20 protein-coding genes and 1 other RNA gene are annotated in these 24485 nt (G+C 68.3%); 10 read left to right on the top strand and 11 right to left on the bottom strand.

Features of this window, described 5'->3' with window-relative positions; genetic code table 11:
• The first annotated feature begins 518 nt into the window (after nt 1-518).
• The 6 genes from H9634_RS13285 to H9634_RS13260 are packed head-to-tail and all read left to right on the top strand — an operon-like array spanning nt 519 to nt 5786.
• The gene (locus H9634_RS13285) at nt 519-1517 is read left to right on the top strand and encodes an AAA family ATPase (protein ID WP_175294102.1); all 999 of its coding nucleotides are present in this window, start codon (nt 519-521) and stop codon (nt 1515-1517) included.
• Complete coding sequence (locus H9634_RS13280) at nt 1517-2404, top strand: DUF58 domain-containing protein (RefSeq protein ID WP_191727288.1); 888 nt, start codon at nt 1517-1519, stop codon at nt 2402-2404. The genes H9634_RS13285 and H9634_RS13280 overlap by 1 nt, the downstream gene beginning before the upstream one ends.
• Entirely contained in the window at nt 2388-2849 is a 462-nt protein-coding gene (locus H9634_RS13275) for a hypothetical protein (protein ID WP_191727287.1), read from the top strand. The genes H9634_RS13280 and H9634_RS13275 overlap by 17 nt, the downstream gene beginning before the upstream one ends.
• Entirely contained in the window at nt 2840-3826 is a 987-nt protein-coding gene (locus H9634_RS13270) for a vWA domain-containing protein (protein WP_165883422.1), read from the top strand. The genes H9634_RS13275 and H9634_RS13270 overlap by 10 nt, the downstream gene beginning before the upstream one ends.
• Nucleotides 3823-4851, top strand: a complete 1029-nt coding sequence (locus H9634_RS13265; protein WP_191727286.1) for a vWA domain-containing protein — start codon at nt 3823-3825, stop codon at nt 4849-4851. Before H9634_RS13270 ends, H9634_RS13265 begins: the two co-directional genes overlap by 4 nt.
• Nucleotides 4848-5786: a hypothetical protein gene (locus H9634_RS13260; RefSeq protein WP_191727285.1), complete on the top strand. Its 939-nt coding sequence runs from the start codon at nt 4848-4850 to the stop codon at nt 5784-5786. Before H9634_RS13265 ends, H9634_RS13260 begins: the two co-directional genes overlap by 4 nt.
• Before the next feature lie 43 nt (nt 5787-5829).
• On the opposite strand, the gene H9634_RS13255 is transcribed toward H9634_RS13260, so the two are convergent.
• Nucleotides 5830-7344, bottom strand: a complete 1515-nt coding sequence (locus H9634_RS13255) for a PucR family transcriptional regulator (RefSeq protein ID WP_191727284.1) — start codon at nt 7342-7344, stop codon at nt 5830-5832.
• Between the two features lie 157 nt (nt 7345-7501).
• On the opposite strand from H9634_RS13255, the gene speB reads away from it, so the two are divergent.
• From speB to H9634_RS13240, 3 genes are all read left to right on the top strand, one after another.
• Complete coding sequence (gene speB / locus H9634_RS13250; RefSeq protein WP_102162949.1) at nt 7502-8533, top strand: agmatinase; 1032 nt, start codon at nt 7502-7504, stop codon at nt 8531-8533.
• Nucleotides 8530-10251 (top strand): thiamine pyrophosphate-binding protein, encoded by a 1722-nt coding sequence (locus tag H9634_RS13245; RefSeq protein WP_191727283.1) that lies wholly within the window; start codon nt 8530-8532, stop codon nt 10249-10251. Before speB ends, H9634_RS13245 begins: the two co-directional genes overlap by 4 nt.
• Before the next feature lie 165 nt (nt 10252-10416).
• Nucleotides 10417-11880 (top strand): sodium:solute symporter, encoded by a 1464-nt coding sequence (locus tag H9634_RS13240; protein WP_191727282.1) that lies wholly within the window; start codon nt 10417-10419, stop codon nt 11878-11880.
• Nucleotides 11881-11953: 73 nt separating this feature from the next.
• On the opposite strand, the gene H9634_RS13235 is transcribed toward H9634_RS13240, so the two are convergent.
• The 10 genes from H9634_RS13235 to smpB all read right to left on the bottom strand — a co-directional run bounded on the left by H9634_RS13235 (nt 11954) and on the right by smpB (nt 23489).
• Nucleotides 11954-12679, bottom strand: a complete 726-nt coding sequence (locus H9634_RS13235; RefSeq protein WP_191727281.1) for a type 1 glutamine amidotransferase — start codon at nt 12677-12679, stop codon at nt 11954-11956.
• Nucleotides 12676-13725 (bottom strand): dipeptidase, encoded by a 1050-nt coding sequence (locus tag H9634_RS13230; protein ID WP_191727280.1) that lies wholly within the window; start codon nt 13723-13725, stop codon nt 12676-12678. Before H9634_RS13230 ends, H9634_RS13235 begins: the two co-directional genes overlap by 4 nt.
• 62 nt (nt 13726-13787) lie before the next feature.
• Complete coding sequence (locus H9634_RS13225) at nt 13788-14591, bottom strand: serine hydrolase (protein ID WP_191727279.1); 804 nt, start codon at nt 14589-14591, stop codon at nt 13788-13790.
• Nucleotides 14588-15574 (bottom strand): S66 peptidase family protein, encoded by a 987-nt coding sequence (locus H9634_RS13220; RefSeq protein WP_191727278.1) that lies wholly within the window; start codon nt 15572-15574, stop codon nt 14588-14590. Before H9634_RS13220 ends, H9634_RS13225 begins: the two co-directional genes overlap by 4 nt.
• On the bottom strand, nt 15571-17562 hold the full coding sequence (locus tag H9634_RS13215) for an ABC transporter ATP-binding protein (RefSeq protein WP_225210962.1): 1992 nt from the start codon (nt 17560-17562) through the stop codon (nt 15571-15573). Before H9634_RS13215 ends, H9634_RS13220 begins: the two co-directional genes overlap by 4 nt.
• Nucleotides 17562-18551 carry an ABC transporter permease gene (locus H9634_RS13210; protein WP_225210961.1) on the bottom strand — a complete coding sequence of 330 codons (990 nt, stop codon included), beginning with the start codon at nt 18549-18551 and terminating at the stop codon, nt 17562-17564. The genes H9634_RS13215 and H9634_RS13210 overlap by 1 nt, the downstream gene beginning before the upstream one ends.
• A gap of 1 nt (nt 18552) precedes the next feature.
• On the bottom strand, nt 18553-19605 hold the full coding sequence (locus tag H9634_RS13205) for an ABC transporter permease (protein WP_318245121.1): 1053 nt from the start codon (nt 19603-19605) through the stop codon (nt 18553-18555).
• A gap of 176 nt (nt 19606-19781) precedes the next feature.
• Complete coding sequence (locus H9634_RS13200) at nt 19782-21596, bottom strand: ABC transporter substrate-binding protein (RefSeq protein WP_225210960.1); 1815 nt, start codon at nt 21594-21596, stop codon at nt 19782-19784.
• Nucleotides 21597-21939: 343 nt separating this feature from the next.
• Nucleotides 21940-22316: a transfer-messenger RNA gene (gene ssrA / locus H9634_RS13195) on the bottom strand.
• Between the two features lie 702 nt (nt 22317-23018).
• Complete coding sequence (smpB, locus tag H9634_RS13190) at nt 23019-23489, bottom strand: SsrA-binding protein SmpB (RefSeq protein ID WP_175294086.1); 471 nt, start codon at nt 23487-23489, stop codon at nt 23019-23021.
• 406 nt (nt 23490-23895) lie between these two features.
• Between smpB and H9634_RS13185 the strand changes: the two genes are divergently transcribed.
• A partial coding sequence (locus H9634_RS13185; RefSeq protein WP_191727277.1) for a hypothetical protein occupies nt 23896-24485 on the top strand: 590 nt, incomplete at its 3' end.

Below are 24485 nucleotides of genomic sequence, written 5' to 3'. Positions count from 1 at the left end.
GCTCTCCCCGTCCTGGCGGTGATCGGGGCCATAGACCCGCGCCGGCAGTTCAACCACTAGATGTTGTGTCTGCCCACCAGCGTACCCCTAGATCATGTGTTACACCAGTGTGATTTGCTGCGTGTCAGGTGTTTTGCACAACCCGTGCACGACCAAGGTCCCCGCTATCCACATCATGCGAACAACACCTGTGTAACTCGTTGGCCAGCAACCATGCGGGCAAGGACGATCCGCCCGGCGGAAGCCCCCCACAGGAAGTCCCCACTCCATCGGCTGCTATCCACAGCCGAAAATTCCTCAGAATTATTTTCCGTCCGCCGGACACGCGTCCGCTGCCGAGGTACCGCCCGGCTCGACGACGGTGCCCGCCGCACAAGCCGGGAACCGACCATGCCACACATGTGGCAGGCCTGTCACACCACGGTCAGCCAGACGTCAGTGCCGGCCGATAGTGTGGGCACTACGCAGATGACCCCGCTGCGCCGGGCCGGGCCCGGGCAGGCAACATGAGGAGCACCATGGCACCCGATGAGCGTCCGGCCAATACGCAGGAGATCACCCAGGCACAGGCGATCCTGTCACGGATCCAGAAGTACCTTGACTCACTCGTCGTCGGCCAGGTGCGGCTGCGCGAGACCCTGCTGCTGGGACTGCTGACCGGCGGGCACCTGCTCCTGGAGAGCGTGCCGGGACTGGCGAAGACGACGGCGGCTGCCGCGCTGGCCGATTCGGTCGAGGCCTCGTTCAACCGCATCCAGTGCACCCCCGACCTGCTGCCCAGTGACATCATCGGCTCGCAGATCTACAACTCCTCGACCGGGGCGTTCGAAACGCAGCTCGGCCCGGTGCACGCCAACCTCGTGCTGCTCGATGAGATCAACCGCTCGAGTGCGAAGACGCAGTCGGCGATGCTCGAGGCGATGCAGGAGAAGCAGACGACGATCGGCGGCAAGACCTATCCGCTGCCTGAGCCGTTCCTCGTCATGGCCACCCAGAACCCGATCGAGCAGGAGGGCACCTATCAGCTGCCCGAGGCCCAGCTCGACCGGTTCATGCTCAAGGACCTGCTCGACTACCCGAACCCGGACCAGGAGATGGAGATCCTGCGCCGCCTGGATGCCGGGGTGTTCGACAAGGCCGCGAAGATGCCGCCGGCGTGCTCACTTGAAGACGTGCACATGCTGCGCAGCTATGCGCGCAGCATCTACATCGACCCGGCGATCACCCGCTACCTCGTCGAAATCGTCACCGCCACCCGCTCAGCCGGCCGCTACATCGGGCCGCTGGCCGGATTCATCGAGTGCGGCGCCTCCCCGCGCGCCTCGATCGCCTTCACCAACGCCTCACGCGCCCTGGCGATGATCCGCGGACGCAACTACGTCATCCCCGAAGACGTCAAGGACATCGCCCACCGGGTGCTGCGCCACCGCATCCTGCTGAACTTCGAGGCCGTGGCCGAGGACATCAAGGTCGAGCGGATCATCAACGACCTGCTCGCTGCGATCAGGACTCCGTGATGACAGCCCTGCTGACGAAGGTCAAGGCGAACATGACGATCCACGCGCATCGGAAGATGCGCGGGCTGCTCGAAGGCGAGTACGCCTCGATCTACCACGGCCACAGCATGGACTTCGATGACCTGCGCGAATACGTCGTCGGCGACGAGATCCGCGACATCGACTGGAAGGCCACCGCCCGGCACACCTCTCCCCTAGTCAAGCGCTATGTCGCCCACCGCCGGCACGCCCTGGGCATCATCGTCGACTCCGGGCGCAACTTCGATGCCATCGCCGCCAGCGGGGAGAGCAAGCGCGAACTGGCGATCCTGCTGGCCGGGATGACTGGGTATCTCGCGGTGCGCCACGGTGACGACGTCATGCTCATGCACGGCGATGCCGAGCACACCGCGCCCAGCCGGCTCAAGGGCACCGAAGCCCACCTCGAGCAGCTGCTGCGCGGCATCCAGTCCGCCGGCGGGCGCGGGCGCGCCTCGGATGTGCGCAGGCAGCTGACCTGGGCGGCTGAACACCTGCGGAGGCGGATGATGATCCTCGTCATCGCCGATGACATCGGCCTGGTGCGAGAGGACATGCCGCTGCTGCGCCGGCTGAGCGCCCAGCACGAGATGATGTGGCTGACCGTCTCCGATGCGCAGCTGACCGGCTTCGGCCGGGGCGCGGTGCCCTTCGACATCTCCGATGACCGGCACCTGCCGATCCCGCACGAGCTGCTCGGCGGCAAAGAGCTCGCCGAGCAGTACGCCCACGCCGAGGCCGAACGCAAGCACCGCACCGAGGGATTCCTCCGCTCGGCCGGCATCGCCCATGTCCGTGTCGACGACTCCCGGCACGCGCTGCGCCAGCTGCGCCGGCTCATGAGGAAACAGCATGCTCTCCGCCGCTAGCCTGCACCCGGCACTGGGACCGAGCGACTGGTGGTACGCCGCCGTCGTCTTCGCCGCGCTGGCCGCTGCCGTGCTGCTGCTGTGGCCACTGGGTGCCCGGATCTACCGCGCCGGGCTGCGCGGTGACGGCACTGCCCGAGTCCCGGAGCGCGTCCGGCACAAGTACCTCGTCACCGTCGACGAGGTCGAGAAGTCCTGGCAGGCCGGCGAGCTGTCCGACCGCGAGGTCGCCCACCGGCTCTCGGAGATCGTGCGCGACTTCGCCCGCGATGCCTGGAACCTCAACATCCGGCACATGACCCTGCGCGAGCTCAAGGCCTTCCGGCTGGGCACCGTCGCCGAGGTCGTCGAGCGCCTGTATGCCGATGAGTTCGCCCGCGAGGAGCCGACGAACGCCGGCACTCAGCTTGCGCGTGTGAGGGGGCTGGTCGACCGATGGTCCTGACATTCTGGTGGCTGCCCCTGGCCCTTCTGCCGGTCCTGGCCGTGCTCATCTGGCTGCTCTCCCGGCCGCGCAAGCACGAGCGCCACGGCCGCGTCCCGGTCGCCCACATCGGCCGGCTCACCGCCCTGCCGGCCTTCGCCCGCGGCCGCAAACGGCTGCTGCTCGGCGCACTCGCTGTCTTCCTCGTCACGCTGCTGCCGCTGCTCAGCGCGCTTGTCGGAGTCTCCCGGCCCTCGACCGTGCAGACCATCACCCCTGATCAGCACCGCCGCGACGTCGTGCTCTGCCTCGACGCCTCAGGTTCGATGCTCACCTACGACGCCGACATCGTCGACTCCTACATCCAGATGCTCGACTCCTTCCAAGGCGAGCGCATCGGCATGACCGTCTTCAACTCCACCGCTGTGACCGTCTTCCCGCTCACCGACGACTACGACATGGTCCGCGAATTCCTCGAAGAGGCCAAGGCCGGCTTCGAGTCCTGGGGCACCGAGGGCACCGACTTCATGGCCGGGACCATCGACCCGAACGTCAGCGGATCCTCACTCATCGGCGACGGCCTGGCCTCCTGCATCGGATCCTTCGACAAGAAGGAGGACGAGGAGCGTTCCCGCTCGATCATCTTCGCCACCGACAACGAACTGGCCGGCGTGCCCATCTACCAACTCAACGAGGCCACCGAGCTCGCTGTCGAACGTGATATCCGCGTCTACACCCTCGCCCCGCCGTTTTCCTTCCTCGGCGCCGGACCGATGGACGAGCTGAAGAACACCGCGAACAGCACCGGTGGGGAGCACTACTCACTCGGCGGGCAGTCCGCCGTTGACGGCATCGTGCGCTCGATCCAGGAAGAGGAGGCCAAGCTGACCGATGCCACCCCGGTCACCCTTGTCCACGACCGGCCGGTCGTGCCGCTGACCCTCACACTCATCGGCGTCATCATCGCCTTCGTCTTCGCATGGAGGTTCCGGTTATGAGCTTCGCCCCGATCATGCCATGGCCGCTGCTGGCCGTGCTTGCCGTGCTGCTCATCGGCGGGTGCATCACCCTGGCGATCCTCATCCGCCGCCGGCGCATCGCCTGGATCCTGCGCGCCGTCGCTGCCGCACTCCTCGTGGCCGCATGCCTGCGACCGGGCGTACCGACCGAGGCCACCACCGAGGTGCCCGTCGCGGCAGCCGACGTGTTCCTGCTCGTCGACACCACCGCCTCGGCGGTGGCCGAAGACTGGGACGGCGACAAACCGCGGCTCGAGGGGGTGCGCTCCGATGTCGACGCGCTGCTCGAACAGCTGCCCGGTGCGCGCGTGAGCGTCATCACCTTCGACTCCCGTGCCAGCGTGCGGGTGCCGCTGACGACCGATCATGCCGCCGTGCGCTCCGCCTTCGAGGTAATGCGACCGGAGCGGACCACCTCGTCGACCGGCAGCTCGGTCACCGCCGCCCGCGGCGAGCTGGCCTCCCGGCTGGACAAAAGCGAGGAGAACCACCCGAACAACCAGCGGTTCGTCTTCTATTTCGGCGACGGTGAACAGACCTCCGATCAGCAGCCCGAGTCGCTGGCCGACATCGACGACCGCATCGACGGCGGCGGGGTGTTCGGCTACGGCACCTCTGCTGGTGGGCGGATGCTGGAGACCGCCGGCTTCGACTGGTCGATCGACGGCAGCACGACCGATCCGGAGCCGCCTGAGTACATCCAGGACCCGGAGACCGGCAAGGATGCTCTGTCGGTCATCGATGAGGACCAGCTCAAGGCGATCGCCAAGGACCTCGGTGTCGAGTACACGCACCGCACGGCTGGCACCGAGCTCAAGGCCGCGGTGACGATGCCGGAACTGGAAGAGCAGCACAACGACGAGCACGTCGCCGACGGCCGCAGCGACTACTTCTGGATTCCGCTGCTCGGCGTCATCGCGCTGCTAGCCGTCGATGCCGGGCGATCCCTGGGCCAGTTCCGGTCCCTCAACCGGCTCTACGCACTGCTGAGGAGGTCACGGTGAACGATTCGACTGACCGGCAGCCGCAGGACCCGAAGAAAGACCCAGCTGCACAGCAGCCGGTACAGACCGCGCAGGCGAAACCGGGCGAAACGAAGGCTGATGCACAGGCGGAGCCGACCGCGAACCCGGAGAAGAAGCCGCGCCGCCGGCTGTGGCCGCACCTCATCCGCGGGACGCTGGGCACTGCCTTGGCGCTCGTGTGCATCTACAGTCTTGTGTGCGTCTGGACGCTGCACAGCGCATCCCGGGCCTACAAGCAGGCGGACTACGACGAAACCGTCCGGCTCTCGGAGCGGTTCGAGAAGATCAGCCTCTTCGAACATCACAAGCCGCCGTTCAACATCGGCACCGTGGCAGCCGCCGAAAGCCGCTACGACGATGCCCAGCCGCTGCTCGAACGCGCCCTCGACCTCACGCCGGTGCGCGATGAGTGCGCTGTGCGGGTCAACCTCTCCTATGTCTACGAGCAGCAGGCCGAGGAGTTCAAGTCCGCTGAGAGCACTGATGAGGCCAATGAGAAGTTCGACTTAGCACGCACCACCCTGCAGGAGGCTCCTGAGGAGTGCCGACCGGAAGGCAGCAGAAGCGACCAGCAGATGGACGAGTCCGAACAGCGCATCGATGAGTCCCAGGAGGACATGAACAACCCCGGCGACGGCGGAGACGGCGGCGACGAGGGCGGCGATGGCTCCGGTGGTGACGACGAAGGCGGCGACGGCGGAGACGATTCCGGCGACGGCGGGGGCGGCGAGCCCGGTGACGGCGAGGACGAAGGCTCCGGCGGCGATGGCACCGACGGCGGCGGCCAAGAGACCGAAGCCGAACGCAAGCAGCGTGAGCTCGAAGAGCGCAACCGGGAAGCCGACCAGCGTCAGCGCGACGATGAGGACGACCGGGGCGACAACAGCAGCGGCAGCGACACCAAACCCTGGTGACGAAGCGCCCGCCCAGCCGCCTGAGCACGACCGGAGCCGGGCCTCAGCGGTGGGCTGTGGTGGTCTCGCGCAGCAGGAATGCGATGCCGATCGCCTGAAGGTGGCCGGGTTCGCGCGGGTCATAGCCGAGGATTTGGCGGATCCTCTCCAGCCGGGCGCGCACCGTGTGGCGGTGCACACCCAGGGCCTGGGCGACGGCGTCCCGGCTGCCGCCAGCCGAGGCGAAATGTTCTAAGGTGCGCATGAGGATCCCGTCGTCATCGGCTGCAGAGAGCGGGCCGAGGGTGCGCTGGACGAAATCGGCGGAAGTCTCGGGGCTGACAGACGCCAGCAGCTGACCCAGCTGTGAACGCCGGTTACCGGCACCGTAGCGCCACTCATGCCACCGATCATGCACCTGATCCGGGGTGCCGTCTGACCAGTCGGTCACCGGGATGCCGAGCGCACGGCAGGTGGCCTCCACCACACCGCGCAGACCCGGTGGGCAGATGAGCGCCGTCCCCGAGGTGCTGGGATGGTGCAGCACGACCGGGCTGAGATCGGTGATGAGGGCATCGAAGCGCGCACCCGCCTCGTCGCCGGCCCCGGTGTCTGACGCCCGGCCGCCGCCGGCGATCGCGAAGCTCAGCTGTGCCGGCACGCTGGAGCCGGTGACTGCGGCGAACCGCTCTGAGAGCTCGTCAGCACCGATGAGCCCGGTGCACAGCTGGGCGGCCAGCTCCCGGCGATCAGCCAGCCGGGTGTCCTGCAGCGCCAGCAGCGCTGCCGCGGTCGCCAGGAGCAGGGTGCGCGAATTGTGCCGGTCCCCACCGGGCCGGGTGCCGGCGACCGGGGTGAGCAGCCAGCCGGTCACCGACTCCGAACCGACCGGGATCGCCTCCAGGTCCGAACCGGCCACCACCTCGGGCGCGGTGGCCCGCAGCAGCCGGGGTGCGGTCCCACCGGCGGCGGCAGCGGAGATGAGCTCGGACCGCAGCACGCCGGGCAGTCCCGGGCGGGCCGGCAGCCGCTCGGTGGTGCCGAGCAGCCGGCCGGTCGGTGAGGCCAGCGCGACAGGGGCGCCGAGTGCGCGTGCGATCTCGGCCAGCAGGGCGTTCGTGCCGCGGGCCGCCAGGGCGGTGGCGAACCGGCGCTGGGTGCGCACAAGGGCTGAGACCTCATGGGCGGATTCGCTTTCGCGCAGGCGGGTGAAGGCCTCGACGACAGCGACGAAGGGCACCGGCTCGGGCACCATGAACAGCGGCAGCCCGACCGCGCGGGCGTGGGTGATGAGCTGCTCGGGAGCACGAACGTTCGGCAGGTGCTCGCCGAGCCCGATGCCCAGTGCCACGGCCCCGGCGGCGTGGACGCGGCGGATGTAGTCGGCAGCGTCCGGGGAGTCGAGGTCCTGCAGCGCGCCGATGGTGAGCAGCACCTCGCCGCCAGCCAGCCACTGATCGACTGAGGGCAGCTCGGAGGAGTGCACGATCGTCACCGGTGCGCTGCGGCAGCCGGGCGGATCGGACACGACCTGCAGGCGCAGTTCGGGCAGGGAGAGCAGCTGTCCAAGGGTAACCACACAGCTGATTCTATCCGTGGTGGACTGTGATTGCCCACACCCTGCCATGATGGACATATCGGTGCTCGTGCACGTACCCGTAGGGTGGGTCTGCCGTGAGCGGGCAGAGCTGCCTGCACACGCGGCCGAGGATTCCGAGACGAGAAGAGGATTCGCGATGACGAACGAGACCACCCCGCTGGGTCCAGCGGACTACAGCCTGACACCCCGGTTCGCCGGACCGCCGACCTTCGGGCTGCTGCCGCGCATCGACGAGGTCGAAGCCGCCCGGCCCGGCGCACCGATCGACGTCAAGGTCCTCGGCGTGCCCTTCGACGCCGGTGTCAGCTACCGGCCCGGTGCCCGCTTCGGCCCGGCCCACATCCGCCAGTCCTCGAAGCTGCTGCGCCCATACAACCAGGCCACCGGCATGCACCCGTTCTCCGCCCAGCAGGTCGCCGACTGCGGTGACCTGGGCGTCAACCCCTTCAACATCGAAGAGGCCATCACCACGGTCGAGAACAACGCCGATGCGCTGCGCGCTGATGGGGCGAAGCTGCTGACGCTCGGCGGCGACCACACCCTGGCCCTGCCGAACATCCGCTCGGTGGCCAAGACGCACGGCAAGATCGCCGTGCTGCACTTCGACGCCCACCTCGACACCTGGGACACCTACATGGGTGCCCCGTACACGCACGGCACCCCGTTCCGCCGCGCCAGCGAAGAGGGCCTGCTCGACCTGGAGCGCTGCATGCACGTCGGCATCCGCGGCCCGCTCTACGGTGCCAAGGACCTCGAAGACGATGAGGTGCTCGGCTTCCAGATCATCCGCTCCGATGACTTCCAGTTCTCCCCGGTCTCCGACATCGTCGCCCGGATGCGCCGCCGCCTCGGCGACGCCCCAGTCTACATCTCCATCGACATCGACGTCCTCGACCCGGCCGCAGCACCTGGCACCGGCACCCCGGAAGCCGGCGGGCTGACGAGCCGTGAGCTCATGAACGCCGTGCGCGGCCTGCAGGGCCTCAACGTCGTCGGCGCGGAGATCGTCGAAGTCGCCCCCGCCTACGACCACGCCGAGATCACCGGCCTGGCCGCAGCCCAGCTCGGCTACGAGCTGCTGAGCCTGTGGGCCGCCGATGCCGGCGGACACAGCGAACCCAGCGGCCCGGCCGCGACCGGCCTCGGCTTCGGAAAGGAGGACGCATGACCCAGGAGACCACACAGGCCGCGGCGACCACCGCCTCGGCGACGGATGAGCGCTTCCACAACGGCGGCCTGGCCGTCGTCGCAGCGCTGGCCGCCCACGGCGTCGACACGATCTTCGGGATCCCCGGCACCCACAACCTGGAGTTCTACCGGCACCTGCCGGACTTCGGGATCCGGGCGATCACCCCGCGCCACGAACAGGGCGCAGGCTACGGGGCCGACGGCTACTTCCTCGTCTCCGGCAAACCCGGAGTCGTCATCACCACCTCGGGACCGGGGCTGACGAACGTCATCACCGCCGCGGCGACCGCCTACGCCGAATCGCGGCCGATGCTCATCCTCTCCCCCGGTGTGCCGATCGGCCTGGAGCGCGCCGACATCGGCATGCTGCACGAGACGAAGGACTCCTCCGGGGCGCTGTCGCATCTGCTGGTGTCCTCGCGCCGCACCCGGACGGCCGAAGGCGCCGCGCAGGCGGTGGCCGATGCGTTCGCGCTGTTCGCCTCCGAACGCCCCGGACCGGTCCACATCGAAGTGCCCCTCGACGTGCTCGAAGGCCAGTGGTGGGGTGCCGTCCCGGCCCCGCAGGCCCCGCGCCGCCCGGTGCTCGACATGGACATGGTCGCCACCGCCGCCGAGGCGCTGGCCGGCTCCCGGACGCCGCTCATCGTCGCAGGCGGCGGAGCGCGCCGGGCTGCCGCCGAGGTCAGGGCGCTGGCCGAGGCGCTCGACGCGCCGGTCGTCACGACCGCCAACGGCAAGGGCGTGCTCGATGAGGACCACCCGCTCTCACTCGGCGCCAACGTCAGGTTCCCGGCCATCCAGCGCGCCTCAGCCGAGGCCGATGTGCTGCTCGTGCTCGGCTCCGAGCTGGCAGACTCCGACCTGTGGGGCGGGCGCATCGGCGCCGCTGGCGACAGCGCCGCCGGCGGCGACAGCGCCTCCGGCGGCGCTGAGGCTGGGGCCGGTTCCGGGGCCGGGCAGACGGTCATCCGCTGCGATATCGACCCCGATCAGCTGAACAAGAACCTGCGCGGGGACATCCACGCCTTCGCCGACTGCACCGATTTCCTCACCGCGCTGCTGGCGCATGAGGCACTGCCTGGTGCTGCCGGCGAGCGCGACGGACAGAACCGGGTGACGGCGCTCACGGAGGCCTACCAGGCCGATTTCGACTTCGCATCGACGAACGTGCACCTGCACGAGGTCATCACCGCAGCCGCCGGTGCCGATGTCATCATCGCCGGCGACTCCTCGCAGGTCACCTACGACGGCACCGTGCACGCGCTGACCGCCCACACCCCGGACCAGCTGCTGTACATGCCCGGCTTCGCAACCCTGGGCTACGGCATCCCGGCAGCGATCGGGGCGAAGCTCGCCGACCCGGCCCGGCCGGTCGTGTGCGTCGTCGGCGATGGTGCGGCGATGTTCTCCATCCAGGAGATCGTCACCGCCGTCGAACTCGGCCTGCCGATCCCCTTCGTCATCGTCGACAACGGCGGCTACGCCGAGATCGAACACCAGATGGAGGACCGGGACATGGACCCCTTCGCCGTCAGGCTGCGCCGGCCCGACTTCGCCGCCCTCGGCGAGTCGATGTGCGCCCGCGGTATGACGATCAGCGCCGATGCCATCGACGCTGAGCTCGCCGAGGCGATCCGCACCACCCTGGCCGGCGACCGGCCGGCCGTCATCCGGGTCACCCTGCCCGGCGCCTGAGACACCCCCTCGAGTACCCACCTCCCCGCCCCTCGGGTACCCAGCACCCCACCCCTCGACACCGGCGCATCCCGGTTCGCACCTCATCCCCCGGCGCGGACCATCTGCCTGCGGGCACGCCACGCACCACCGACCCGCTGCCTGCGGGCACAGAAAGGACTCATCATGGACATTGCAGTCGTCGTCCTCTATCTCATCGGCATGCTCGCCGTGGGCGTCTGGGGACGCATGCGGGCGAAGAACCAGGAGGAATACCTCGTCGCCGGCCGCCGCCTCGGTCCCCTGCTCTTCACCGGCACCATGGCCGCCGTCGTCCTCGGCGGCGCCTCGACCGTCGGCGGCATCGGGCTGGGCTACATGAACGGCATCTCCGGCATGTGGCTGGTCTTCTTCATCGGCTTCGGCATCATCGCCCTGTCCCTGCTCTTCGCCCCGCGCATCCAGCGCCTGGAGATCTACACCGTCTCCCAGATGCTCGAACTGCGCTACGGCAAGGGCTCACGCATGGTCTCCGGCATCATCATGACCGCCTACGGGCTCATGATCTCGACGACCTCGACGGTCGCCTACGGCACGATCTTCCACGCCCTGTTCGGCATCGACAAGGTCCCGGCGATCCTGCTCGGCGGCTCGATCGTCATCATCTACTCGATGCTCGGCGGCATGTGGTCGATCACCCTGACCGACTTCGTGCAGTTCATCATCCAGACCGTCGGCATCTTCCTCATCCTGCTGCCGATCGTGCTGACGAAGGCCGGCGGCTTCGGCACGCTGACCGCTGAGCTGCCTGCCGAGATGTTCGACCCGCTGGCCACCGGCTGGGACACGATCCTCATGTACTTCCTCGTCTACGGCCTCGGCCTGCTCATCGGGCAGGACATCTGGCAGCGCGTGTTCACCGCCCGCACCCCCGGGGTGGCCCGCTGGGGCGGTGTCTCGGCCGGCGTCTACTGCCTGTTCTACGCGCTCGCCGGTGCGCTTGTCGGTGTGGCCGCGCAGGCGATCGTGCCGGGTATCGCCGAACGCGACGACGTCTTCCCCGCTGTCGTCGATGCCACGATGTCACCGCTCATCGCCGGCTTCGTGCTCGCCGCTGCCCTCTCGGCGGTCATGTCGACCTCCTCGGGTGCGCTGCTGGCGGCCTCGACAGTGTTCCGTCAGGACGTCATCGAGCCCGTCTTCGAACGCCGCCGCATCGCCGCCTCCGGTGCCGAGGGCGGCCTGGGCGGCCAGCTGGCCGGTGCGCTCGTGCGTGAGACCGGCGATGAGGTGCGCGACTCCCGGGTCTACCTCGTGCTGCTGGGCATCGTCACCCTGCTGCTGGCGATCGCGATGCCCGATGTCGTCATGGCGCTCACGGTCGCCTACAACCTGCTCGTCGGCGGCCTGTTCGTGCCGATCGTCGGCGGGCTGATCTGGAAGCGCGGCACCATCGTCGGCGTGCTCGCGGCGATGGTCGCCGGTGCGGCCACCGCGATCGGCATCATGGTCCTCGTCGACGTGTTCGCCAACTCCGCGATCTACCTGGCGCTCAGCGCTTCGGCCGTCGCCTATGTCGTCGGCTCGCTCGTCTCCAAGCGCACGGATCCTGCGATCATGACCGCCTGGCGGGAGCGCCTGGCACGCTGACGCCGCCCTGCGGTGTCTGCGTGAATGCGGCCGGGCCCGGTGACTCTCAGAAGTCACCGGGCCCGCCGTCATCTCAGCGGCTGGCGCGGAGGACCTCTGCGGCAAAGGCGTCGAAGAGCGCCTGGGCGTCGCGGGCGCTGGCCGCTTCGACCTCGTCGGCTGCGGCGATGAGGGTGTCCTTGTCGAAGCCGAGGGCGGCGAGCTTGTCGGCGTCCCAGCCGCGCACGGATTCCGCCGAGGCCTCGGGATGGAACTGCATGCCCCACGACCGGCCGACGCGAAACGCCTGGATCTCACACAGCTCGCTGCTGGCCAGCAGCGTCGCCTCCGGTGGCAGCGCGGTGATCCGGTCGACGTGGCTTTCGATGAAGTGCGTGTGCCGGCTCACCAGGCCGAACACCGGGTCCGAGGCTGCTGCCGGCAGCATCGTGATCGCCGTCGCACCCTTCTCGGGGGCACCGGTCTGGGCGCGGACCTCACCGCCGGTGATGTGGGCCAGCAGCTGCCCACCGAGGCAGATGCCCAGCTGCGGCTTGTCGGCCTCCAGCGCGGCCTGGGCGAGAGCGGCCTCGTCAGCCAGCCACGGCGCCCGGTCGGTCTCATCGGGCATCAGCCCACCGCCGAGGTAGACGAACCCGTCATAGGCGCCCACTGCCTCGGGCCCGGGCACCGCATTCCAGGTGCCGTCCCGGCCGGGGCCGATGCGGATGTCGACGTCGATGTGGTGGGCGATGAGCCGCGGGAGCAGCCGGCGCGGCTGGGAGTCGATGTCGTTGACGATCATGAGCACTCGGGTCATGCGAACTCCTGACCTGCGGCGATGAAGCGGCGGTAGTTGTCGTCATTGGCGTCGAGGACCCGCAGCACGTTGTCGAATCCGAGCTTGGTCAGCTCGGCTTCCGACCAGCGGCGGGAGCGCAGTTCGTCGATGAGCGCCGGATAGGTGCCGGCGTTGTCGAGACCGATGGGGAACGCGTCGGTGCCGCAGAAGTCGGATCCGATCCCGAGGTGGTCGACGCCGATGCGTTCGCGCACATAGTCGACGTGGTCGGCGACCTCGGCGATCGTCACCTCCGGGGCCGTGCCCTGCTCACCGTTTCTGACCCAGTCGCAGCGGGCCTCGGAGACGAAGGACGGGACGAAGGTGAGCATGTGGACGCCGCCATTGGCCGGCAGCCGGTCGATGATGTCGTCGGGCACGTTGCGCGGGTGCGAGCACAGCGCCTGGGCGTTGGAGTGGGTGAAGAGGACCGGCAGTTCGCTCAGTTCCAGGGCCTGGTCCATGACGGTGGGGGCGACGTGGGAGAGGTCGAGGATCATCCCGATCCGGTTCATCTCGGCTACGACCTCGCAGCCGAAGTCGCTGAGCCCGCCGTGGACAGGATCGTCGGTGGCCGAGTCGGCCCAGCTGTGGGTCGTCGACCACGTCAGGGTCATGTAGCGGGCGCCGAGGCGGGCGAACATCCGCAGTGCGCCAAGAGACTCGTTGATCTGGTTGCCGCCTTCGATGCCGAGCAGCCCGCCGATCCTCCCGACAGCACGGGCAGCGCGGATCGCCTCGGCGGTCGTCGCCCAGGCGAGGTCGTCGGGGTAGGCGGTGATGAGCCGGTCGACGAGGTCGATCTGCTCGAGTGTGACGCGCACGGCTTCGTCGCCGATCACATCGGAGTGGACGAAGACCGACCAGAACTGGGCGGCGACACCGCCTGCGCGCAGCTGCGGGATGACCGTCTGCGGGGCGGTCGCGGGATCGGTGAGTCCCTCGACGGAGGAGTCGCGGGTTTCGCGCAGGTAGTAGGGCAGGTCGTTGTGCCCGTCGAAGATCGGGATGAGCGCTGCGGTCATCGGGGTCCTTTCGGTCGGTGGCGCAGGCACGGGGCGGGGCCGGCGCGGTTGGGGCGTGCGGTTCAGGCGTGCAGGTGGTCGCTGATGAGGCCGCCGGCTGCGCGCATGAGCGGCATGACCTCCAGCACCCGGTCGGTGCCCGGCGCCCAGTTGGCGAACACGGCGTATGCCACCCGGCGCTGGCGGGTGAAGGCGATGCCGGTGTCGGCGCGGACGGTGTCGTCGGTGCCGGTCTTGTTCACGATCCACTCCCCGCGCGTGTAGTAGTAGTGCGCCAGCGGGTCGGGCTCGAAGTAGGAGGCGACCATTGATGTGTCGGCTCCGGCGCCGAGCCACCGGCGCATGATCTCCGAGGTCGAGGAGTCGAAGAGCTCATCACGCGACAGCCGTGCCATGTAGTCGCTCAGCTCACCGGCGGTCCCAGACGACAGGCGAGCCGGTGCGCCTGCCGGGCGCGGCCAGCGCAGGAAGTCGTGCAGGGCGGAGTCGGTGTAGCCAAGTGCGGCGATCTCGTCGGCGACGCGGTCGAGGCCGACGCGGGAGATGAGGACGTTGGTGGCGTAGTTGTCGCTGAAGGCGCCGATGAGCATGCCGATGTCGTGGATCGTGAGGTCCGGCTGGTCGAGCAGGTACCACAGCCCGGATTCGTGCACCCGCTCGGCAGCGGTGCGGGTGAGCCGCTCCTGCAGGCGCAGCTCGCCGGCCTCGCGCATCCGCAGCGCGGCGTGGAGGAGGAAGATCTTGGCGATCGAGGCGGTCGAGAGCACCCGGTCCGGCTGGTGGTTGAAGATCTCGTGGCCGGTGTCGATGTCGATGGCACGGGCGGAGAATTCGACCCCGTCGAGCTGGGTGAAGATGTCGGTCATCGGGTCCTTCCCATCGGGGCGATCGTGAGGCTCACCGCGCCCGAGGCGGTGGCTGGGCTGGGTGCGGTGAGCTGGGCGGGCACTCCCAACGGTATCGAACCGGCGTGCGGGTGGTGGCCGAGCTCGGCCTCCCACACGACCGGGATGCCGGCGTCTGCGAAGTACTCGCGCAGCAGTTCGCGCTGGGCGGGCTTTTCCCCGCAGTTCTCCCAGGAGCCGAGCACCACCGCGCCGGCGCGGGCGAGCCAGCCAGCGCGTGTGAGCTGCAGCAGCAGGTTGTCGAGCCGGTAGACCTCCTCGTCGACGTCTTCGAGGATGAGGATGCCCGGTTCTTCCGGGGCACCGGGAGCGAACTCCGGGGAGCCCAGGCCGGCGGCGAGCAGGCTGAGGTTGCCGCCGTAGGTGATGCCGACGTGCTCGCCGGGCACAAGCGCCTCGGCGTGCTCACCGAGGCTGACCGGCTGGTCGGCCCATGGACTGAACAGCCAGCGATGCACGTCGGTGCGGATGTGCTCGCTGCTGCGGAAGACATCGTTGCCGACCATTGGGCAGAACAGGGTCGGGATTCTCAGGTGGTGCGCCCAGGCCTGGTGCAGGGCGGTGATGTCACTCGAGCCGGTCAGCAGCTTCGCCCGCCCGTCTGGGCGCAGCGCAGCAGCGGCGAGGGCTTCGACGTCGAGGCTGTCGATGAGGCGCATCGCCCCGAACCCGCCGCGAAAGGCGATGACCGCGGCCGCATCCGGGTCGGTCCATGCCTCGATGAGGTCTGCTGACCGTTCGGCGTCGCTGCCGGCAAGGTAGCTCGCCCGCCGGTCGACTGACCGCAGGTGGGTGCCGGTCTGCACTTCCAGACCCCAGTCTTCGAGGCAGGCGATCGCCGGTTCGACAGTGCCCTCAGGTGCCGGCCCGGAGGGCGCGATGAGCCAGACCCGGTCGCCAGCTGCCAGGGGTGCCTGACCGGGGTGCCAGGCGGGGTGGGTCACTGCGGATCCACCACCTGCGCGGCGTCGCCGGTGCGCCGGGAGGCATCCGGGCGCTCGGTGGCGCTCTGCTCGGCAGCACCCGTGCGCTCGGTGGTGCCCTGCTGGGAGGCCCCTGTCTGCTCGGTGGTGCCTGGCGCCTCGGGCGCGGTCATCGAGGCCCGCTGGGAGCGGAAGCTCGGCACGGCCGCCAGCAGCTGGCGGGTGTAGTCGTGCTGCGGGTCGAGCAGCACCTGTTCGACCGGCCCGCGCTCGACGATCTCGCCGCGGTACATCACCGCGACCGTGTCGGCGATGTTCCAGGCCAGGCCGAGGTCGTGGGTGATGACGAGCGCGGTGAGCCCGAGGTTCTTCTTCAGCGCGAGGATGAGCGAGAGGATCTCCCCACGCACGGAGGCATCGAGGGAGGCGACCGGCTCGTCAGCGATGAGGATGTCGGGATCGAGGGCGAGCGCGCTGGCGATGACGACGCGCTGGCGCTGCCCGCCGGAGAGCTCCTGCGGGATCGGTTCGAAGAAGTCCTCACCGGGGATGAGCTCGGTCGATTCGAGGCTCTCGCGCACGCGCTGGCGCTCATCGCCGGTGAACTTCTGCACCCGCAGGCCCTCAGCGACCGATTCGTACGTCGACAGCGCCGGATTGAGTGAACCCGACGGGTCCTGCAGGATCATCTGCACGTCCCGGCGGAAGGCGCGCAGCCCCTTCGCCGAGGTGGGCAGCGGCTTGCCGTGGAAGGTGAGCGTCGAGCCGCGATCCGGTGGCTGCAGGCCAAGCAGGGCGCGGGCCAAGGTCGTCTTGCCGGAACCGGACTGGCCGACGACGGCGAGGATCTCCGAGCGGTGCAGGGTGAGGTCGACGTTGCGCACAGCGCGCACGGTCCGTCCGCGGGCGGAGAAGGTGACGTTGAGGTTCTCGGCGGCCAGCACCACCTCGTCGGTCATCTCGTGCGGAGTGTCGGTGGTGATGCGGGCGGGGTTGCGGGTCATCGGGTTGAGCCGCGAGTCCGGGTCGCCGATGGTGGGGAACGCGTCGGCCAGCTGCCGGGTGTACTCCTCCTTCGGGTCGTTGCACACCTGTTCGGCCGGTCCGAGTTCGACGATCTCGCCCTCGCGCATGATCGCCAGCCGGTCGCAGGCCGCAGCGAGGACGGACAGGTCGTGGGAGATCATGAGCAGTGAGATGCCGCGGGCCTCGACGAGTTCGCGCAGGCGGGTGAGGATCTGCTCCTGGACGATGACGTCGAGGGCGGTGGTCGGCTCATCGGCGATGATGATGTCCGGGTCGCAGGCCAGCGCCATGGCGATCATGACGCGCTGCTTCTGCCCGCCGGAGAGCTCATGCGGATACGACTTCGCGATCTCGGGTCCGAGGTCGACGTGGCCGAGCAGCTCGTGCATGCGCGTGCTGCGGGCGGCATCGGTGCGCCAGTCGTCCTTGACGTGGAGTTCGAGGGCTTCGAGGATCTGCTTGCCGACCGGGCGGACCGGGTTGAGTGAGTGCAGGGCGCCTTGGAAGATGATCGAGGCCTGCGACCAGCGCACCGCGCGCATCTGCCCGAAGTTCAGCTCCGCGATGTCGGTCCCGCCCAGGAGCACCTGGCCGGTCAGGGTCGCATTGTGCGGCAGCAGCCGGAGGGCGGAGAGGATGAGCGTCGATTTCCCGGACCCGGATTCGCCGGCGATGCCGAGTGTGCCGCCGGCGGGCAGTTCGAGGGTGACGTTCTTGACCGCCGGGATGTCGCCGCGAGACGTGCGCGAGGAGTACAGGATCGAGACGTCGTCGAAGACGAGGTCGCTGCCTGCCTGGCGGGCGGCCGTGTCACCGGTGCCGGTGGACTGGGCGGTGCCCTTCTGCTGGGCGGTGCCCTTCTGCTGGGTGGTGCCCATCTGCTGCATGGTGTGCTTCTGCTGGGTGGTGCCCGGCGCCTCGGCGGCGGCGCGGCTGCCGGCCGGCTGGGCTCCCGAGGCGGTGGCTGGGTCGGTTCTGCTCATCAGCGGCTCCTCAGGGTCGGGTTGGCGATGGCTTCGATGGCCCGGCCCACGAGGGTGAAGGCCAGGACCACCGCGACGATCGCCAGGCCCGGGGTGAGGATGTACCACCAGTAGCCCGAGGTCGCAGCCGAGACGTCCATCGCGTTCTTCAGGATCGTGCCCCACGACTGCTGCGTGGTGTCGCCCAGGCCCAGGAAGGCCAGCGTCGATTCGGCGATGATCGCCGAGCCGACGGTCAGTGTCGTGTTGGCGAGCACGAGCGGCATGACGGCCGGCAGCAGGTGGGTGCGGATGATGTGCCAGTGCCCGGCGCCGAGCACTTTGGCCCGTTCGATGTAGAGCCGGGACTCAGCCGACAGCGTCTGGGCGCGCACGATGCGCGCAGTGCCGGCCCAGGAGGTGATGCCGATGGCGATGACGATCGTGAGCACGCCGCGTTCGAGCACTGAGGACAGCACGATCGCCAGCAGCAGGGAGGGCAGCACGAGGAAGAAGTCGATGATGCGCATGATGAGCCCGCCGAACAGGCCGGAGAAGTGGCCGGCGGCCATGCCCATGATGGTGCCGATGATCATCGACATCGCAGTCGCGGCCAGGCCGACGATGAGGGAGACCCGGGCGCCCCACACGAGGCGGGCCCACAGTTCGCGGCCGTAGTTGTCGGTGCCCAGCGGGTGTTCGGCCGAGGGCGGGGCGTAGCGCGGCTGGTCGAGGTTCTGGGTGACGTCGAGCATGGACCGGTCGGCGATGAGCGGGGCGAAGGCGGCGACGAGGACGACGAGGATGAGGACGATCCCGCCGGCGACTCCGGCGCGGTCCTCTAAGAAGACCTTCCAGTTCTTCTGTGCGGCGGCCAGGCGGCGGTTCCAGGCCAGTGCCCGCGGGCTGGCCGGGCCCGAGGCGGTGGCTGGGCTGGTCTGGCTGGTGCCGGGCGGGCCGGGCGGGCTGGTTTTGCTGCTGCCGGGCTGGCTGGTGCTGGAGTGTGCCATCTCATGCCCTCCTGACGCGCGGGTCGAGCTGCCGGTAGATGAGGTCGGCGAGCAGGTTCATGATGATGATCGCTGAGGAGAACACGACGAAGGTGCCCTGCAGCAGCGGCAGGTCCGGTCCGGAGATCGCCTCATAGGTCAGCTTCCCCAGCCCCGGCCACGAGAACACCGTCTCGACGGTGACGGCACCGGTGATGAGCCCGCCGATGTGCATGAACACGAGCGTGACCGTCGGCAGCAGCGCGTTGGGCACCGCGTGCTTGAGGCGCACATCGTCCTCGCGCAGGCCCTTGGCGCGGGCGGTGGTGAGGTAGTCGGCGCTCATCTCGCCGAGCAGCGAGGCGCGCATGACCATGAGGTACTGGGCGTAGACGACAGCGGTCATCGTGATGACCGGGAGGATCAGGTGCTTGGCGACGTCGACGACGTGTTCGAGGCTGCCGGATTCGACTCCGGGTGAGACCATCCCGCCGGTCGGCAGCCACTGCAGGCGGCCAGCGAAGATCATGAGCAGCAGCAGTGCCAGCCAGAAGGTCGGCACCGACCAGAACACGAGGCTGGTCGAGGTGGTGAGCTTGTCGAACAGCGAGCCGCGCTTCCACGCGGCCAGCTGGCCCATCCACAGGCCGAGGCCGATCGCAAGGATCGCAGCGCTGCCGGTCAGCAGCAGGGTCGGCCAGGCGTACTCGGCGATGAGCTGGCTGACCGGTTCGCGGTAGACGTAGCTGGTGCCCAGGTTGCCGGTGAAGATGCCGACGAGGTAGTCCCAGAACTGCACGACGAGCGGCTTGTCGAGGCCGTACTCGGCGCGCAGCAGCTCCATCTGCTCGGGGCTCATCTGGCGTTCGCGGGCGATCTTCTGCACCGGGTCGCCGGGCAGGATCCGGAAGGCGAAGAAGCCCAGCAGCACGACCATCAGCAGGCTGATGAGCGCCCCGCCGACCTTGCGCAGCAGGTATCCGCCGAACGACTGCCCCGGCGGAGGTGCGTCGATGTCCTCCCGCCCGTCGGCCGACTGCGGGTCGGCCGCCTCGGTCTCTGCGTTCACTGACACGTCAGTCTCCTGCCTTCCACACGCTGCCGCCGGCCGGCGGCAGCGCTGTCATGTTGCTCATGGCGACCGGTACCCGGTCCCGAGGCGGGGCGCACGCGGGTGCCGCCCACCGCCTCGGGCACGGGGTGCCGTCCGGTCATCGGATCAGCCGGTCATCGGATCGGCTGGCCACCGGATCAGGCGCGGTCATCGGACTTGCGGCGGCGCAGCGCCAGCGGGACGCCGATGGCGCCGGCGAGCACGGCGATGCCGATGCCCACCCAGGCGATCGGGGAGAGCCCTCCCCCACCGTCGCCGGCGTCGGCCTCAGCGGCCGGTTCGGCGGACAGGAAGCCCCAGTAGCCGGACTGGTTGCCGATCACGCCGCCGTCGGTGGGCTGGGTGGTGAAGCCGGTGAAGCGGTCCGAGCGGAAGGCCTCGAGCTGGTTGGGGTACCACAGGGTGATCTGCGCGACGTCGTCGTAGTGCTGCTGCAGGGCCTGGTGAACGTACTCGACGCGCTTGGACTCGTCGAGCTCGGTGTGCTGCTTGGCATACAGTTCGTCGAACGTCTCGCTGCAGTAGCCGTCCTGGGAGGTCGGTCCGTTGCCCTCCGCGTCGGGACGCGAGGCGCAGGTGTTGATCGAAAGCTGGAACTCCGGGTCCGGGGTGACCGACCAGCCGGTGATGTACATGTCGTAGTCGCCGGCTGTAGTGCGGTCGGAGATCGTGTCCGAGTCGCTCGATTCGACCTTGAGGTCGACGCCGATGTCCTTCATCCACGGGGTGAGGAACTCGCCGATCGTCTGCTCGGTCGGCTCCTGGGCATCGGTGAGGAGGCGCAGCGACAGCTTCTCGCCGTCCTTCTCGCGGATGCCGTCGGAGCCTTCGGTCCAGCCGGCCTCGTCGAGCAGCTTCTTCGCCGCCTCCGGGTCGGAGGAGACGATCCTGTCCGACTTCGGCAGATGCCACTTCTCAAACGATTCGGGCACGAAGCTCGTCGCCTCGGTCGCGTAGTCCTGCATCACCTGCTCGCGCAGCGTGTCCATGTCGATGCCCAGGCGCAGCGCCTGGCGGACCTTGAGGTCTTTCAGCGCCTCTGCGCCGGTGCCGTAGGCCTCGCCTTCGGGGGTCTCGGCGCCGGAGTTGATGCCGAGGGCGGTGAAGCGACGGGATTCGCCGATGTTCGTCTCGACATTGTCAGCGCCTTCGAGCGCCTTGAGCTGCTCGGGGCTGAGGCCGGTGACGAAGTCGACGTCGCCGGCGCGCAGGGCCTGAACCTGGGCGTCGCTGTTGGTGTAGTAGGCGTACTGGATCGTGTCGACCTTCGGCGCCCCGCGCCAGAAGTTCGGGTTGGCCTTGAGCGTGATCGACTGGTTGGCCTCGTAGCTCTCCAGCGTGTACGGGCCGGAGCCGACGACCTCGGTGTCGTTGTCGTCACCTGCCGGGTCGTCCTTTTCGGACCAGATGTGCTCGGGCACGATCGGGATCTCCACACCCGGGTTCGGGGCCTGCGGCTCCTTGAGGGTGATCGCCACGGTGTGCTCATCGGTGGCTTCGACGGTGTCGAAGTTCTGCACCAGCGAGCCGTTCGCCGCGCCCATCGCGGGGTCTTCCATCATCTGGGTGTAGGTGTAGACGACGTCGTCGGCGGTGATCGGCTCATTGTCAGACCACTTCATGCCCTCGCGGATCGTGTACGTCCACTCCTTGCCGTCATCGCTGGTCTCCCACGACTCGGCCAGGCCCTCGGTGGGGCCGAAGTCCGTGGAGTCGTACTGCACGAGGTTCTCGTACACGTAGCGGTTGATCGCAGTGGGGGTGAGGTAGATCGAGGTGAAGGGGTTGAAGTTGTCGACCTGGCCCGAGGTGGCGATGCGCATCGTCGACTCGTCGGCAGAGGCCTGCTCGGTCGACGCGCTCGCCGGTGCGGTGAGACTGGTGGCGGTCAGCGCTGTGAGTGCCAGCGCCATCGTGCCGGCGGCACAGCGCCGGAGAGTGTGGGAGAGCATGTCGTCCTTCCGGGTCGTCCACCCCGCCGGCAGCGCTCCATCGCGACATACCCGCGCCGGATGGCCTGAGGCGGCCGGGGATTCACCGCCTCGTCAGTAAAGCCGTCACTGTAACGTATATCTCATTCGTCATCGGTTCAAGGGCATTCCCCGGCGCGGGAGGATCTGTGTCCGACGCGCTTCCCGTGCCCGAGGCGGTGGCTGCGTCCTGTCGTCACTCCAGGTCAGCGGTGCTGCTGGGCAGGCTGGCGAGGGGCGCCTCGGGAGCGGTGAGATCGACGGCTGAATGGACATGACAAAAGCCCTGCAGGCCGGTAGCGCACCGGCCCGCAGGGCTTTTCGAGAGTGGAGATGGCGGGAATCGAACCCGCGTCCGTCGGCAAGTTATCGGGACTTCTCCGGGCGCAGTTCGTGAGAACGTCTCTTAGGTCCTGGCCCTCGCACGAACACGGTGGCCAACGAACGGAGTTGAGTGAGTGTTCCACTGACATCCCCAACATATGCCAGCGGCAGTGGCTCCCTAGCTGATGCCAGGAACTAGAGCGGAAGCGACTCTAGGCTGACAGAATCGCAGCTCGCTGAAATCAGGCAGCGAGGGCGAATTCGGTGCGGTCGTTAGACTTAGCACTTATTTTTTTGCAGAGAACGTTAACGAGATGACTCTACATTCTCGGCCCGCTTCTCCCGACGCATTGAACGACGTCGAAACCGATCATCCCCGTATTCACTTTCCAAACAACCCGCTGGCGGGACCGCCCTGGGGCGGCTGTCCGTCAACGGCAGACCGTGAGTCTATCAGCTCAACACACGGCCGCCCAAGTCTATTCCCGGGTATCACTGACCACGGCTCGCCGGCCTGCCGCATCGCGTCGCGTCGCGGCGCCACGATGACACTGCCACGACGGCACCGCGATGCAGGCACCGCCACTCAGACACCGCCACGATGGCGCTGCCACGATCACAACGGCAGTCAGGCAACGGGTTCGATTCCTGCACCCGCCCGAGGAGCTGACGACCGCAGGTCACACTCTTATCCACACGGCAGTCCACTGTCCACAACCCCCGTTGAAACCTGTGGAAACCCAGCCGATTCCTGACGGGGCAAGGCTTTGCACTGCCTGCGCCTCACCTCGGCACTGGCCACTATCACAGCCCACGCAATCATGCATCGTCCCTGGTCAGCAGCCTGCAAGGTGGGGGCCTACGCTAACCTGGAATCAGTCCGGTCTTGATCATGCACAGCATTTCAATCGTTATCCACACGTATCCCCAGGCGCTGTGGACAACGGGCCTGCAATCCACACCGAACCACAGGCCAAAGGCAGGCGAAGGCACTGTGGATGGCCCGCCTCGGGAACGGGACCACGACAGGTCACCAAGCGATGTGAACAGCGCGACGGTACCGCTGCCGCTTCCGCTGGCTCAGGCTTGGCGGCGCAGCGACATCGCACGCTGGGCCTCGCGCTCATCCTGCTTGCGGCGCAGCGTCTCGCGCTTGTCCCAATCCTTCTTACCGCGCGCGACCGCGATTTCGACCTTCGCCCGCGAACCGTCGAAGTACAGCTCCAGCGGAACGAGGGTGCGTCCGGATTCCTTGAGCTTGTGCGAGATCTTGAGGATCTCGTCCTTGTGCAGCAGCATCTTGCGCTTGCGGCGGGCCGAATGATTCGTCCAGGTGCCCTGCAGATACTCGGGGATGTGGACGTTCTCCAGCCACGCCTCACCCTGGAAGATGAGCCCGAAGCCGTCGGTCAGCGAGGCACGTCCCTCGCGCAGCGACTTGACCTCGGTGCCGGTGAGGACGAGTCCGGCCTCATAGGTGTCCTCGATGTGGTACTCGTGTCGGGCGCGGCGGTTCTTGGCGATCGTCTTCCTGCCCTGTTCCTTGGCCATGCTCCTCCTCTCATCTCTTGGGCGCACGCGTGTGCGCACGAAGGCACCATTGTACCGGATGTCGCACAGCGTCCTGTGCTCACGGCGAGCACCGTTCCTGAGGCGGTCACTGGTGTGCGAGTGCGCTGTCGTCTGCGTGTGCACTGCCTGTGCGAGCTCGTTGCCGTGTGCGGGTGTTCGGCCTGGTGAGCCGGCGATGTCAGTGCTTCGTGCTGTCATGGAGGCAGTGCAGGAGATGCACGACGGAATCGGATCGGCAGAGGGGCGATGGACATGTCGTGGAAGTCGATGATGCTCATGGCCCTCCGTGCGCCGACGGTCGGCGTTGTCCCTGGTCAACCTGTGTTGTCCGTGCCTCGTGGTGTGATGGAGACACCGCACCGGCCAGCGAAGGGAGGCGACGGCGATGACGGCGACAGCTGAGGCTCGCGTGCCGGCGCCTGCTGGGGCGTACCGGACTCGCTTCTGCGCCTTCGAGCAGTCCCTCAGCGCTCTCGAGCGGGCACAGCTGCAGGGGTATGAGGAGATGTTCGGCGTCGTACTCGAACGGGTGCGCGCCGACAGCCGTGACAACATCGACACGCAGGTCGATGCGCTGCACTCCCTTGCCGGTGCCGGCTCGGTCGAGACCGCGGTTGAACCGCAAGCAGCAGGCGGAGTTTCCGATGCAGCGCGCGCAGAGGCGCTCACCTGGCTGCGCGATCGAATCGGCACACCGACGCTGACTGCTCTCGCCCACGCCCTCGACGTCACGTCGAACACCGCATGGTCACGGGTGACCGGCGCTGCCACGGCGCTCATCGGGCTCCCGAAGCTCACCGCACAGGTGCGTGGGGGCGTGCTGAGCTTCGATCGATTCGTCTTCGCCGCCGGGCAGGCAGCATCAGTCGACCCTGCCCTCCTCGGTCAGCTCGATACGCTGCTGGTCTCGATCACGGCCACGAAGAAGAGCGTGTACTTCTCGGAGGTCAAGGCCGCGATTGCCGCGCTGGTCAC

This window comes from Brevibacterium gallinarum (genome assembly GCF_014836885.1).
GTDB lineage: Bacteria > Actinomycetota > Actinomycetes > Actinomycetales > Brevibacteriaceae > Brevibacterium > Brevibacterium gallinarum.
The sequence above is the reverse complement of the archived record's forward strand: the minus strand, read 5'-3'. Positions and strand labels throughout refer to the sequence as shown.

Coding starts and splice junctions, on each gene's coding strand:
- H9634_RS13230 (WP_191727280.1), bottom strand. CDS start 13,725: ATGACCGCAGCGCTCATCCCGATCTTCGACGGGCACAACGACCTGCCC.
- H9634_RS13285 (WP_175294102.1), top strand. CDS start 519: ATGGCACCCGATGAGCGTCCGGCCAATACGCAGGAGATCACCCAGGCA.
- H9634_RS13210 (WP_225210961.1), bottom strand. CDS start 18,551: ATGGCACACTCCAGCACCAGCCAGCCCGGCAGCAGCAAAACCAGCCCG.
- H9634_RS13235 (WP_191727281.1), bottom strand. CDS start 12,679: ATGACCCGAGTGCTCATGATCGTCAACGACATCGACTCCCAGCCGCGC.
- H9634_RS13240 (WP_191727282.1), top strand. CDS start 10,417: ATGGACATTGCAGTCGTCGTCCTCTATCTCATCGGCATGCTCGCCGTG.
- H9634_RS13215 (WP_225210962.1), bottom strand. CDS start 17,562: ATGAGCAGAACCGACCCAGCCACCGCCTCGGGAGCCCAGCCGGCCGGC.
- smpB (WP_175294086.1), bottom strand. CDS start 23,489: ATGGCCAAGGAACAGGGCAGGAAGACGATCGCCAAGAACCGCCGCGCC.
- H9634_RS13200 (WP_225210960.1), bottom strand. CDS start 21,596: ATGCTCTCCCACACTCTCCGGCGCTGTGCCGCCGGCACGATGGCGCTG.
- H9634_RS13270 (WP_165883422.1), top strand. CDS start 2,840: ATGGTCCTGACATTCTGGTGGCTGCCCCTGGCCCTTCTGCCGGTCCTG.
- H9634_RS13245 (WP_191727283.1), top strand. CDS start 8,530: ATGACCCAGGAGACCACACAGGCCGCGGCGACCACCGCCTCGGCGACG.
- speB (WP_102162949.1), top strand. CDS start 7,502: ATGACGAACGAGACCACCCCGCTGGGTCCAGCGGACTACAGCCTGACA.
- H9634_RS13265 (WP_191727286.1), top strand. CDS start 3,823: ATGAGCTTCGCCCCGATCATGCCATGGCCGCTGCTGGCCGTGCTTGCC.
- H9634_RS13280 (WP_191727288.1), top strand. CDS start 1,517: ATGACAGCCCTGCTGACGAAGGTCAAGGCGAACATGACGATCCACGCG.
- H9634_RS13225 (WP_191727279.1), bottom strand. CDS start 14,591: ATGACCGACATCTTCACCCAGCTCGACGGGGTCGAATTCTCCGCCCGT.
- H9634_RS13275 (WP_191727287.1), top strand. CDS start 2,388: ATGCTCTCCGCCGCTAGCCTGCACCCGGCACTGGGACCGAGCGACTGG.